The organism is Escherichia albertii NBRC 107761 = DSM 17582 (assembly GCF_000759775.1).
Classification (GTDB): domain Bacteria; phylum Pseudomonadota; class Gammaproteobacteria; order Enterobacterales; family Enterobacteriaceae; genus Escherichia; species Escherichia albertii.
Genome location: NZ_BBMY01000042.1, coordinates 1 through 12,089, shown reverse-complemented (window position 1 = coordinate 12,089; position 12,089 = coordinate 1). Strand labels below are relative to the sequence as shown.

General features: G+C 49.8%; 13 protein-coding genes. 9 read left to right on the top strand and 4 right to left on the bottom strand.

Annotated elements, in window-relative coordinates:
- Nucleotides 1-12: 12 nt before the first annotated feature.
- Nucleotides 13-192: a YoaH family protein gene (locus tag EA14781_RS09765; RefSeq protein ID WP_000457334.1), complete on the bottom strand. Its 180-nt coding sequence runs from the start codon at nt 190-192 to the stop codon at nt 13-15.
- Between the two features lie 73 nt (nt 193-265).
- Here EA14781_RS09765 and pabB point away from each other — a divergent pair, with 73 nt between their 5' ends.
- The 4 genes from pabB (at nt 266) to pdeD (ending at nt 5,485) form a co-directional block, all read left to right on the top strand.
- Nucleotides 266-1,627, top strand: a complete 1,362-nt coding sequence (pabB, locus tag EA14781_RS09760; RefSeq protein WP_000855033.1) for an aminodeoxychorismate synthase component 1 — start codon at nt 266-268, stop codon at nt 1,625-1,627.
- A gap of 3 nt (nt 1,628-1,630) precedes the next feature.
- Nucleotides 1,631-2,209, top strand: coding sequence for a CoA pyrophosphatase (locus EA14781_RS09755; RefSeq protein ID WP_000456739.1), 579 nt, complete (start codon nt 1,631-1,633; stop codon nt 2,207-2,209).
- Between the two features lie 183 nt (nt 2,210-2,392).
- Nucleotides 2,393-3,757 carry an L-serine ammonia-lyase gene (sdaA, locus tag EA14781_RS09750; protein ID WP_000624287.1) on the top strand — a complete coding sequence of 455 codons (1,365 nt, stop codon included), beginning with the start codon at nt 2,393-2,395 and terminating at the stop codon, nt 3,755-3,757.
- Between the two features lie 129 nt (nt 3,758-3,886).
- The gene (gene pdeD, locus EA14781_RS09745; protein ID WP_002462300.1) at nt 3,887-5,485 is read left to right on the top strand and encodes a cyclic di-3',5'-guanosine monophosphate phosphodiesterase PdeD; all 1,599 of its coding nucleotides are present in this window, start codon (nt 3,887-3,889) and stop codon (nt 5,483-5,485) included.
- A gap of 3 nt (nt 5,486-5,488) precedes the next feature.
- On the opposite strand, the gene yoaE is transcribed toward pdeD, so the two are convergent.
- Complete coding sequence (yoaE, locus tag EA14781_RS09740) at nt 5,489-7,045, bottom strand: CNNM family cation transport protein YoaE (protein ID WP_000395001.1); 1,557 nt, start codon at nt 7,043-7,045, stop codon at nt 5,489-5,491.
- Nucleotides 7,033-7,191, bottom strand: a complete 159-nt coding sequence (locus tag EA14781_RS25985; RefSeq protein WP_269446631.1) for a protein YoaL — start codon at nt 7,189-7,191, stop codon at nt 7,033-7,035. Before EA14781_RS25985 ends, yoaE begins: the two co-directional genes overlap by 13 nt.
- A gap of 316 nt (nt 7,192-7,507) precedes the next feature.
- Between EA14781_RS25985 and manX the strand changes: the two genes are divergently transcribed.
- The 5 genes from manX (at nt 7,508) to mntP (ending at nt 11,703) form a co-directional block, all read left to right on the top strand.
- The gene (gene manX / locus EA14781_RS09730; protein ID WP_000150531.1) at nt 7,508-8,479 is read left to right on the top strand and encodes a PTS mannose transporter subunit IIAB; all 972 of its coding nucleotides are present in this window, start codon (nt 7,508-7,510) and stop codon (nt 8,477-8,479) included.
- 62 nt (nt 8,480-8,541) lie between these two features.
- Nucleotides 8,542-9,342 carry a PTS mannose transporter subunit IIC gene (manY, locus tag EA14781_RS09725; protein WP_000406456.1) on the top strand — a complete coding sequence of 267 codons (801 nt, stop codon included), beginning with the start codon at nt 8,542-8,544 and terminating at the stop codon, nt 9,340-9,342.
- Nucleotides 9,343-9,354: 12 nt separating this feature from the next.
- Nucleotides 9,355-10,206 carry a PTS mannose transporter subunit IID gene (gene manZ / locus EA14781_RS09720; RefSeq protein ID WP_001331209.1) on the top strand — a complete coding sequence of 284 codons (852 nt, stop codon included), beginning with the start codon at nt 9,355-9,357 and terminating at the stop codon, nt 10,204-10,206.
- A gap of 54 nt (nt 10,207-10,260) precedes the next feature.
- The gene (locus EA14781_RS09715; protein WP_000156308.1) at nt 10,261-10,719 is read left to right on the top strand and encodes a DUF986 family protein; all 459 of its coding nucleotides are present in this window, start codon (nt 10,261-10,263) and stop codon (nt 10,717-10,719) included.
- A 417-nt stretch (nt 10,720-11,136) separates the two neighbouring features.
- A complete protein-coding gene (gene mntP, locus EA14781_RS09705) occupies nt 11,137-11,703 on the top strand; it encodes a manganese efflux pump MntP (RefSeq protein WP_002462302.1) in 567 nt (188 codons plus the stop codon).
- Here the strand turns inward: mntP and EA14781_RS09700 are convergent.
- On the bottom strand, nt 11,700-12,089 hold a 390-nt coding region (locus EA14781_RS09700), incomplete at its 5' end, for a 23S rRNA methyltransferase (protein WP_042335566.1). The genes mntP and EA14781_RS09700 overlap by 4 nt on opposite strands.

Below are 12,089 nucleotides of genomic sequence, written 5' to 3'. Positions count from 1 at the left end.
CATGAAGAGGCGTTACTCGTCCTCATCCTCAAAACGCGCCACAATTCGTTCGCCAGAATGATTGGCGCGCAGTTCTTCCGCTACCAGCGCAATCGCCTGGCCACTGCTCATCCCCTGCGCCATGAGTTCCTGTATACGCTCAACGGCTTTTTGCTGCTGTTCATGGGTGAGTGAAGGTAAACCTGCAAACATTGTTAACTCCTGCTAAATTGTTGGCGCTAATTATTTCATGCTACCCGGCACATAGCCAGTAGAGTCAGGACTGATGAAGACGTTATCTCCCGCTGTGATTACTTTACCCTGGCGTCAGGACGCCGCTGAATACTATTTTGCCCGCTTAAGCCACCTGCCGTGGGCGATGCTGTTGCACTCCGGCTATGCCAGTCATGCGCATAATCGCTTTGATATTGTGGTGGCAGACCCCGTTTGTACCTTAACCACTCATGGTGATGAAACCGTCGTTTGGCAAGGTGAAAACCGAACAACGACCACTGACGATCCGCTAAGAATACTTCAGCAAGCGCTGGACCGTGCACATATCCAGCCCACGTATAATAACGATTTGCCATTTCAGGGCGGTGCGCTGGGTTTATTTGGCTACGATCTGGGTCGTCGTTTTGAAATTCTGCCAAAAATTGCCCAGCAGGACATCGACTTGCCGGATATGGCAGTGGGTATTTATGACTGGGCGCTAATTGTTGACCATCAAAAACAGATGGTTTCTCTGCTTAGCCACTGTGACGTAAATGCGCGTCTGGTATGGCTGGAAAACCAGCAAATCGCGCCACCGCAAGAGTTCCAGCTGACGTCTGCCTGGCAATCCAATATGACCCGCGAGCAGTATGGCGAGAAGTTTCGCCAGGTTCAGGAATACCTGCACAGTGGCGACTGTTATCAAGTCAATCTCGCCCAGCGTTTTCAGGCTACCTATTCTGGCGATGAATGGCAGGCGTTCGTAAAACTCAATCAGGCTAACCGTGCGCCATTTAGTGCTTTCCTGCGTCTTGAACAGGGGGCGATTTTAAGTCTTTCGCCAGAACGGTTTATTCTTTGTGATGGTGGCGAGATCCAGACCCGCCCGATTAAAGGCACGCTCCCACGTCTCCCCTCCCCTCAGGAAGATAGTAAACAAGCAGAAAAACTGGCGAACTCACCAAAAGATCGCGCTGAAAACCTGATGATTGTCGATTTAATGCGTAATGATATTGGCCGTGTTGCCGTGCCAGGTTCGGTGAAAGTACCAGAACTGTTCGTAGTGGAGCCTTTCCCTGCCGTACATCATCTGGTCAGTACTATTACAGCACGGCTACCAGAGCAATTACATGCCAGCGATCTGCTGCGCGCGGCTTTCCCGGGGGGCTCAATCACCGGAGCGCCGAAAGTGCGGGCAATGGAAATTATTGATGAGCTGGAACCCCAGCGACGCAACGCCTGGTGCGGTAGCATTGGCTATTTGAGCTTTTGCGGCAATATGGATACCAGCATTACCATCCGCACTCTGACCGCAGTTAACGGAAAAATTTACTGTTCCGCGGGTGGCGGTATAGTCGCTGATAGCCTGGAAGAAGCGGAATATCAGGAAACTTTTGATAAAGTTAATAAGATATTACGCCAACTGGAGAACTAACACGTGGAATACCGTAGCCTGACGCTTGATGATTTTTTATCGCGTTTTCAACTTTTGCGCCCACAAATCAACCGTGAAACCTTAAATCATCGTCAGGCTGCCGTGTTAATTCCCATCGTCCGCCGACCACAGCCTAGGCTGTTGCTCACTCAGCGTTCCGTTCATTTGCGTAAACATGCCGGACAAGTGGCATTTCCCGGTGGCGCGGTTGATGCCACTGATTCTTCAATCATTGCTGCTGCACTGCGTGAAGCTGAAGAAGAGGTCGCCATTCCGCCTTCCGTTGTTGACGTGATTGGCGTGCTACCGCCTGTCGATAGCGTAACGGGTTATCAGGTAACACCAGTGGTTGGCATCATCCCCCCAAATTTACCGTACCGCGCCAGCGAAGATGAAGTCTCTGCAGTGTTTGAAATGCCACTCTCCCAGGCACTACATTTGGGACGCTACCACCCACTGGATATCTATCGTCGAGGCGATTCTCATCGGGTGTGGCTTTCCTGGTACGAACAGTATTTTGTATGGGGAATGACCGCAGGCATAATTCGTGAACTGGCGCTGCAAATCGGTGTGAACCCCTGACTATACTTATCTTTACATCGACAAAACACTACTTGAGACAATCATCGCAATATTAGTTAAATCGCGGTTTTTGATTAGTTTAATTCATGTGAATAGTTAAGCCGATCGCCGCATTCCCTCTTACACTATGCGCTGTTATTCGTTTGTTACTGGAAGTCCAGTCACCTTGTCAGGAGTATTATTGTGATTAGTCTATTCGACATGTTTAAGGTGGGGATTGGCCCCTCATCTTCCCATACTGTAGGGCCTATGAAGGCAGGTAAACAGTTCGTCGATGATCTGGTCGAAAAAGGCTTACTGGATAGCGTTACCCGCGTCGCCGTGGATGTTTATGGCTCACTGTCGCTGACGGGTAAAGGCCACCATACCGATATTGCCATTATTATGGGTCTTGCAGGTAACGAACCTGCCACCGTAGATATTGACAGCATCCCTGGTTTTATTCGCGATGTTGAAGAACGCGAACGTCTGCTGTTAGCTGAGGGCCGACACGAAGTTGATTTTCCCCGTGATAACGGGATGCGTTTTCACAATGGCAACCTGCCGCTGCATGAAAACGGCATGCAGATCCACGCGTATAACGGCGATGAAGTCATCTACAGCAAAACCTATTATTCCATCGGCGGCGGTTTTATCGTCGATGAAGAACATTTCGGTCAGGATGCCGCAAACGAAGTTAGCGTGCCATATCCGTTTAAATCAGCCACCGAACTGCTGGCTTACTGCAACGAAACCGGCTATTCCCTTTCTGGCCTGGCGATGCAGAACGAACTGGCACTGCACAGCAAAAAAGAGATTGATGAGTATTTCGCCCATGTCTGGCAGACCATGCAAGCATGTATCGATCGCGGGATGAATACTGAAGGCGTGCTGCCTGGTCCGTTGCGTGTGCCGCGTCGTGCGTCCGCGCTTCGCCGGATGTTGGTTTCCAGTGATAAACTCTCTAACGATCCGATGAATATTATCGACTGGGTAAACATGTTTGCGCTGGCGGTTAACGAAGAAAACGCGGCTGGCGGACGCGTAGTTACTGCACCAACAAACGGCGCCTGTGGCATCGTTCCGGCTGTGCTGGCGTATTACGACCACTTTATTGAATCGGTAAGCCCTGATATCTATACCCGCTACTTTATGGCAGCCGGGGCGATTGGCGCGTTGTACAAAATGAACGCCTCAATTTCCGGGGCGGAAGTCGGTTGTCAGGGTGAAGTCGGTGTGGCTTGTTCAATGGCGGCGGCTGGTCTTGCAGAACTACTGGGCGGTAGTCCAGAGCAAGTTTGTGTGGCAGCAGAAATTGGTATGGAGCACAATCTCGGCCTGACCTGTGATCCCGTTGCCGGTCAGGTTCAGGTACCGTGCATTGAGCGTAACGCGATTGCTTCGGTGAAAGCGATTAATGCCGCACGTATGGCTTTACGCCGCACCAGCGCGCCACGCGTCTCACTGGATAAAGTCATTGAGACAATGTACGAAACCGGTAAGGACATGAATGCCAAGTACCGTGAAACCTCTCGTGGCGGTCTGGCAATTAAAGTCCAGTGTGACTAATACTTTTCTTACGCCCATCTGCAACGGATGGGCGAATTTCTCCCGCTTTCTCGTCTACTGTAATTTTCCCCACTACACTTCCACTGTTGCGTCAGGCGTTTGCCGCCATACGCTTACAGGGTGGCCCGCATGCAAAAAGCACAACGGATCATTAAAACCTATCGCCGTAATCGAATGATTGTTTGTACGATTTGCGCACTTTTTACGCTTATCTCGACATTAAGCGTGCGATTTATTTCACAGCGTAACTTAAATCAGCAACAGGTGGTGCTCTTTGCCAACCATGCCGTTGAAGAATTAGATAAGGAACTGCTGCCTCTACAGGCAGGTAGCAAGGTTTTACTCCCGTTGATTGGACTGCCGTGTTCAGTCGCTCATCTGCCATTACGCAAGCAAGCGGCGAAGCTACAAACGGTGCGCTCAATTGGTCTGGTGCAAAACGGCACGCTTTATTGCTCCAATATTTTCGGTTATCGCAATGTACCTGTTGTGGATATTCAGGCTGATTTACCCGCATCACAGCCACTTTTACGTCTGGCGACCGATAGCGTATTGATTAAAGGCAGCCCGGTTTTAATCCAGTGGACGCCCGCGCCGGACAGTGACAGCGATGGGGTCATGGAGATGATTAACATCGACCTGTTGACGGAGATGCTTCTGGAGCCTCAGTTACCGCAAATTAGTAGCGCCAGCCTGACCGTGGCCGATCGCCATCTGCTCTATGCCGACGGTCTGGTTGATACTCTTCCACCACGTAATAACGATGAAAACTATCAGCTTTCTTCACGGCACTTTCCTTTTACTATCAACGTTAACGGGCCGGGCGCTACCGCGCTGGCGTGGCACTATCTGCCAACACAATTACCGCTGGCGGTCCTGCTAAGTTTGCTGGTGGGCTATATCGCCTGGCTGGCGACCGCTTACCGCATGAGTTTCTCCCGCGAAATAAACATGGGGCTGGCGCAACATGAGTTCGAGCTATTCTGTCAGCCTTTACTCAATGCACGTAGCCAGCAATGTATTGGCGTAGAGATTTTGCTGCGCTGGAATAACCCACGTCAGGGCTGGATCTCGCCGGATGTTTTTATCCCTATTGCGGAAGAGCATCATCTGATTGTGCCGTTGACGCGTTATGTGATGGCAGAGACGATTCGTCAGCGCCATGTTTTCCCCATGAATAGCCAGTTTCACATTGGCATTAACGTCGCACCCAGCCATTTTCGCCGTGGCGTGCTGCTAAAAGATCTCAATCAATACTGGTTTAGTGCTCATCCGATTCAGCAATTAATCCTCGAAATCACCGAGCGTGATGCGCTCCTGGATGTCGATTATCGGATTGCCCGTGAGTTACATCGCCAAAAAGTCAAATTAGCGATAGATGATTTTGGCACTGGCAATAGCTCGTTTTCCTGGCTGGAAACACTACGCCCGGATGTGCTGAAAATTGACAAATCATTCACCGCAGCAATTGGTTCAGACGCCGTTAACTCGACCGTAACCGATATCATCATTGCGCTGGGACAGAGACTGAATATTGAGCTGGTGGCTGAAGGCGTGGAAACCCAAGAACAGGCGAAATATTTGCGCCGCCATGGGGTGCATATTTTGCAAGGGTATTTATATGCGCAACCAATGCCGCTGCGCGATTTTCCAAAATGGCTGGCGGGCAGCCAACCGCCGCCCGCCCGGCATAATGGACATATCACGCCCATTATGCCGTTACGTTAACGCTTATTCGTCGTCATCATGCGACGGTTGCTCTTTAACAATACGAACCAAATCAACACGATAGTCGTTAGCTTCCACAATGGTGATATGTAATGGACCGACATCAATGACATCGCCAGCACGAGGAATATGACCATTCGCGGAAATCACCAGGCCAGCAACCGTTGCAATATCATCGTCATCTGTCAAATGCTCAACATCAAGCGCCTGCTGCAAAGCATGTAAATCCGTACCACCTTTTACCAGCCAGCCGTCGCCGTCAGCAATGATTTCCGGCGTTTCATCAGCATCCGGGAACTCCCCGGCAATGGCTTCCAGTACGTCCAGCGGCGTGACCAGACCTTGCACTACGCCAAACTCGTTGGTGACAATAACGAAACTCCCGCGAGCACGACGCAACACCCCTAACAAATTGATCGGGTCAAGGGTTTCCGGCACGATAATCGCAGGAGAAGCCGAGGCAATCGCCGCGACATCAACACCATCTTCCAGCGCCACCAGCAGTTCTTTGGCACGCACGATACCGATGATTTCATCCAGTTCACCACGACATACCGGGAACAGGCTATGTGGCGAAGAAAGCAACTGTTCACGAATTTCATCGGCACCAAGATTAGCGTCTACCCAACTGATTTCACCGCGCGGCGTCATAATCCCGCGCAGAGAACGCGATGCCAGGGTCAGCACACCGTTAATCATATAACGTTCTTCCTCCGCAAACGCCCCTTCTGGCACAGGGATCGGTATCGGGTTATCGGCATCGTGTTGAACATTCGACTGATGTTTACCCCCCATCAAACGCAGAATGGCGTCGGCAGTACGGGCACGCAGAGGCAGCATCGACTGGTGACGAATAAAGTTGCGGCGCGCAATCTGGTTAAACACTTCGATGATGATCGAGAAGCCAATTGCGGCATACAGGTAACCTTTTGGAATGTGGAAACCGAAACCTTCGGCCACCAGACTCAGACCAATCATTAGCAGGAAGCTCAGACAGAGCACCACCACCGTTGGATGCTGATTAACGAATCGCGTCAACGGTTTAGACGCCAGCAACATGACGGCCATCGCAATCACTACCGCAGCCATCATTATCGGCAGATGGTTGACCATTCCGACCGCGGTAATCACCGCATCCAGCGAGAAAACGGCATCAAGGATGACAATTTGTGTTACTACCACCCAGAAACTGGCATAGCCTTTGCCGTGACCAGAATCATGATTGCGGTTTTCCAGCCTTTCATGAAGCTCGGTCGTCGCTTTAAACAGCAAGAATATTCCCCCCAGCAGCATTATCAGGTCGCGCCCCGAGAAGGTGAAATCCATCACGCTGAACAATGGTTTGGTCAATGTAACCATCCACGAAATCAGCGATAACAGCCCCAGACGCATAACCAGCGCCAGTGACAATCCCAACAGACGCGCTTTATCACGTTGTTTTGGCGGCAGTTTGTCGGCAAGAATAGCGATGAAGACCAGGTTATCGATACCCAGCACAATTTCAAGAACAACAAGCGTGAGTAGCCCCGCCCAAATCGAGGGGTCCATTAAGAATTCCATGACAGGCTCCTGCTTAAGGAATAGCTATTCGGCGCCAGAAATAATGCAGGCGTAACGACTAAATGCAAACAAAAGGTACGGCATAAAATGCCAGAAAGGCAGGCGTCAGAAGGCCTGTAACTGAAATGACGTCGGTGACGATCCATACTGCGGGCTGTTGCCCTATACTCCATAGTTGTAAACGGGAGTTAAACATAACAGAGAGACGCCTGATTTTGCAAAGATTTACCTTCCTTTGCAAACGAATGTGACGAGGATATTTTACCTTTCGAAATTTCTGCTAAGCGAAAGTTAAATTACGGATCTTCATCACATAAAATATTTTTTTCGATATCTAAAATAAATCGCGAAATACAGGGGGTTTTTGGTTGTAGCCCTTATCTGAATCGATTCGATTGTGGACGACGATTCAAAAATACATCTGGCACGTTGAGGTGTTAACGATAATAAAGGAGGTAGCAAGTGACCATTGCTATTGTTATAGGCACACATGGTTGGGCTGCAGAACAGTTGCTTAAAACAGCAGAGATGCTGTTAGGCGAGCAGGAAAATGTCGGCTGGATCGATTTCGTTCCAGGTGAAAATGCCGAAACGTTGATCGAAAAATACAACGCTCAGTTGGCAAAACTCGACACCACTAAAGGCGTGCTGTTTCTCGTTGATACATGGGGAGGCAGTCCGTTCAATGCTGCCAGCCGCATCGTCGTCGACAAAGAGCATTATGAAGTGATCGCAGGCGTTAACATTCCAATGTTAGTGGAAACGCTAATGGCCCGTGACGATGATCCAGGCTTTGATGAACTGGTGGCTCTGGCAGTCGAAACAGGCCGTGAAGGCGTGAAAGCCCTGAAAGCCAAACCGGTTGAAAAAGCGGCGCCAGCACCCGCTGCCGCGGCACCAAAAGCGGCGCCAACGCCGACAAAACCCATGGGACCAAACGACTACATGGTTATTGGCCTTGCGCGTATCGACGACCGTCTGATTCACGGCCAGGTGGCCACCCGCTGGACCAAAGAAACCAATGTCTCCCGTATCATCGTTGTTAGTGACGAAGTGGCTGCGGATACTGTTCGTAAGACACTGCTCACCCAGGTTGCACCTCCGGGCGTAACAGCACACGTGGTTGATGTTGCCAAAATGATTCGCGTCTACAACAACCCGAAATATGCTGGCGAACGCGTAATGCTGTTATTTACCAACCCGACTGATGTTGAGCGTCTCGTTGAAGGCGGCGTGAAAATCACCTCTGTTAACGTCGGTGGTATGGCATTCCGTCAGGGCAAAACCCAGGTGAATAACGCGGTTTCGGTTGATGAAAAAGATATCGAAGCGTTCAAGAAACTTAATGAGCGTGGTATCGAGCTGGAAGTCCGTAAAGTTTCCACCGATCCGAAACTGAAAATGATGGATCTGATCAGCAAAATCGATAAGTAACGTATTGTGTTGATTATCAGTCAATTTTCACACTTAAGTCTTACGTAAACAGGAGAAGTACAATGGAGATTACCGCTCTTCAAATTGTGCTGGTATTTATCGTAGCCTGTATCGCAGGTATGGGATCAATCCTCGATGAATTTCAGTTTCACCGTCCGCTCGTGGCGTGTACCCTGGTGGGTATCGTTCTTGGGGATATGAAAACCGGTATTATTATCGGTGGTACCCTGGAAATGATTGCTCTGGGATGGATGAACATTGGCGCCGCAGTTGCGCCTGACGCCGCTCTGGCCTCCATCATTTCTACCATTCTGGTTATTGCAGGCCATCAGAGCATCGGCGCTGGTATCGCGCTGGCGATTCCGCTGGCTGCGGCAGGTCAGGTGTTGACCATCATCGTTCGTACTATCACCGTTGCTTTCCAGCACGCTGCGGATAAGGCGGCTGACAACGGCAACCTGACGGCAATCTCGTGGATCCACGTTTCTTCTCTGTTCCTGCAGGCAATGCGTGTGGCTATCCCGGCCGTTATCGTCGCACTGTCTGTCGGCACCAGCGAAGTGCAGAACATGCTGAGCGCAATTCCAGAAGTGGTGACCAATGGTCTGAACATCGCCGGTGGCATGATCGTAGTCGTTGGTTATGCAATGGTTATCAACATGATGCGTGCTGGCTATCTGATGCCGTTCTTCTACCTCGGCTTCGTGACTGCAGCATTCACCAACTTTAACCTGGTTGCCCTGGGTGTGATTGGTACTGTAATGGCAGTGCTCTACATCCAACTTAGCCCGAAATATAACCGCGTAGCCGGTGCGCCTGCTCAGGCTGCTGGTAACAACGATCTCGATAACGAACTGGACTAACAGGTGAGCGAAATGGTTGATACAACTCAAACTACCACCGAGAAAAAACTCACTCAAAGTGATATTCGTGGCGTCTTCCTGCGTTCTAACCTCTTTCAGGGTTCATGGAACTTCGAACGTATGCAGGCACTGGGTTTCTGCTTCTCTATGGTTCCGGCGATTCGCCGTCTCTACCCGGAGAATAATGAAGCCCGTAAACAAGCAATCCGTCGTCACCTGGAGTTCTTTAACACTCAGCCGTTTGTGGCTGCACCAATTCTGGGCGTAACCCTGGCGCTGGAAGAACAGCGTGCTAATGGTGCGGAGATCGATGATGGCGCCATCAACGGTATCAAAGTCGGTCTGATGGGACCGCTGGCTGGCGTGGGCGACCCGATCTTCTGGGGAACCGTACGTCCGGTATTTGCCGCACTGGGTGCCGGTATTGCAATGAGCGGCAGTCTGTTAGGACCGTTGCTGTTCTTCATCCTGTTTAACCTGGTACGTTTGGCAACCCGTTATTACGGCGTAGCATATGGTTACTCTAAAGGTATTGATATCGTTAAAGATATGGGTGGCGGCTTCCTGCAAAAACTGACGGAAGGGGCGTCTATTCTCGGCCTGTTTGTCATGGGGGCATTGGTTAATAAGTGGACGCATGTCAACATCCCGTTGGTGGTTTCAACCATCACCGGTCAGGATGGGCAGACGCGTGTCACCACTGTACAAACCATTCTGGACCAGTTGATGCCTGGTCTGGTACCACTGCTGCTGACCTTTGCCTGTATGTGGCTGTTGCGCAAAAAAGTTAACCCGCTGTGGATCATCGTTGGCTTCTTCGTCATCGGTATCGCTGGTTACGCTTGCGGCCTGTTGGGACTGTAAGACTGTTGTACACTACCGGGGCCTTTTGGCCCCGTTTTTTTATCTGGAGGATTAATGACAATCACGGAACTGGTACTGATTCTTTTTATCGCCGCGCTACTTGCTTTCGCGATTTACGATCAGTTCATCATGCCCCGCCGTAACGGCCCTACTCTGCTGGCCATTCCTTTACTACGGCGTGGTCGTATCGACAGCGTTATCTTTGTCGGGCTGATTGTCATTCTTATTTATAACAATGTGACTAATCATGGTGCGCAAATAACCACCTGGTTATTAAGTGCACTGGCGCTAATGGGATTCTATATTTTCTGGATCCGTGTTCCAAAAATCATCTTCAAACAAAAAGGTTTTTTCTTCGCCAATGTCTGGATTGAATATAACCGGATTAAAGCGATGAACCTATCGGAAGATGGCGTGCTGGTCATGCAATTAGAACAGCGCCGTTTATTAATCCGCGTACGAAATATCGACGATCTGGAAAAAATTTATAAGCTTCTCGTTTCTACTCAATAAGTTATGAATTTAGCCAAAAGCTATGTTTAGTGTATTTTAAATAACCAGACATAGCTCAGGCTATATTATTCCTTCCCTTATTTGTTATTTATTTTAACGTTTCATTGATATATAAATCTAAATGAAAATCGTTATCAACAAATAAACAGGTAATATATATCCCTACAGTTGTTTTATATTCTCAAAATATGTTAAGGTTGCGCCCTCATTTGGGGAGTAGCCAATTTCCAGACTCAGGAAATGTACGTGTCAACATACTCGTTGCAAAACGTGGCGCGTACGGACTGAATACTTTCAGTCAGGCGAGACCATATGCACATCAATCGCTATGCTTGCGCGAACACTTTTGTCGTTCGTGTATGCATGTTTGCTGGGGGCGATGGTGTGTTTTATGGATACCCCGGTCAGGACCTTATCATGAATATCACTGCTACTGTTCTTCTTGCTTTTGGTATGTCGATGGATGCCTTTGCCGCATCAATCGGTAAAGGTGCCACTCTCCATAAACCGAAATTTACTGAAGCCCTGCGAACCGGTCTTATTTTTGGCGCAGTCGAAACGCTGACGCCGTTAGTCGGCTGGGGGATGGGCATGTTAGCCAGTCGCTTTGTCCTCGAGTGGAACCACTGGATTGCGTTTGTCTTGCTGATATTTCTCGGCGGCCGAATGATTATTGAAGGGTTTCGTGGCGGAGATGATGAAGATGAAAAGCCACGTAGTCGTCATGGTTTTTGGTTGCTGGTCACCACAGCCATCGCAACCAGTCTTGATGCCATGGCAGTTGGCGTAGGTCTGGCCTTCTTGCAAGTCAACATTATTGCTACTGCACTGGCCATTGGCTGCGCAACACTGGTTATGTCAACGTTAGGGATGATGATCGGTCGTTTTATCGGCCCGATGCTCGGAAAAAAAGCAGAAATTCTCGGCGGGCTGGTGCTTATCGGTATTGGCGCCCAGATCCTCTGGACGCACTACCACGGTTAATCTACGCGCTGCCAGAAGTGAATATTAAAATCCGTCTGGCAGTCAAACACCTCTTTCGCCGCCAACATTTGCCAGACTTCTGCTCTTGCACGCCAGGCAAACGGCGTCATCTGTAACAACGCGATAGCTTCATCTCCGCGAAGCCGCATCGGGTAACATAGCTCATCACTTTGTTGTAACGTAAAACCCGCCAATTGTTCAGCATGAGGCGCATGAAGATGCACTTCATCGTAGATTAGCCCCTTCAGTTCCATCAAATGTCGCGGTCCCGGTGTGGCGGTAATAACCCATCCCCCCGGTTTTACCACACGCGCGAGTTCTTCCGCTTTACACGGCGCGTAGATACGAATAATGGCGTCCATACTTACATCAGCAAATGGTGTCAC

Coding starts and splice junctions, on each gene's coding strand:
- EA14781_RS09765 (WP_000457334.1), bottom strand. CDS start 192: ATGTTTGCAGGTTTACCTTCACTCACCCATGAACAGCAGCAAAAAGCC.
- pabB (WP_000855033.1), top strand. CDS start 266: ATGAAGACGTTATCTCCCGCTGTGATTACTTTACCCTGGCGTCAGGAC.
- pdeD (WP_002462300.1), top strand. CDS start 3,887: ATGCAAAAAGCACAACGGATCATTAAAACCTATCGCCGTAATCGAATG.
- yoaE (WP_000395001.1), bottom strand. CDS start 7,045: ATGGAATTCTTAATGGACCCCTCGATTTGGGCGGGGCTACTCACGCTT.
- EA14781_RS25985 (WP_269446631.1), bottom strand. CDS start 7,191: ATGGATCGTCACCGACGTCATTTCAGTTACAGGCCTTCTGACGCCTGC.
- manY (WP_000406456.1), top strand. CDS start 8,542: ATGGAGATTACCGCTCTTCAAATTGTGCTGGTATTTATCGTAGCCTGT.
- manZ (WP_001331209.1), top strand. CDS start 9,355: ATGGTTGATACAACTCAAACTACCACCGAGAAAAAACTCACTCAAAGT.
- EA14781_RS09715 (WP_000156308.1), top strand. CDS start 10,261: ATGACAATCACGGAACTGGTACTGATTCTTTTTATCGCCGCGCTACTT.
- mntP (WP_002462302.1), top strand. CDS start 11,137: ATGAATATCACTGCTACTGTTCTTCTTGCTTTTGGTATGTCGATGGAT.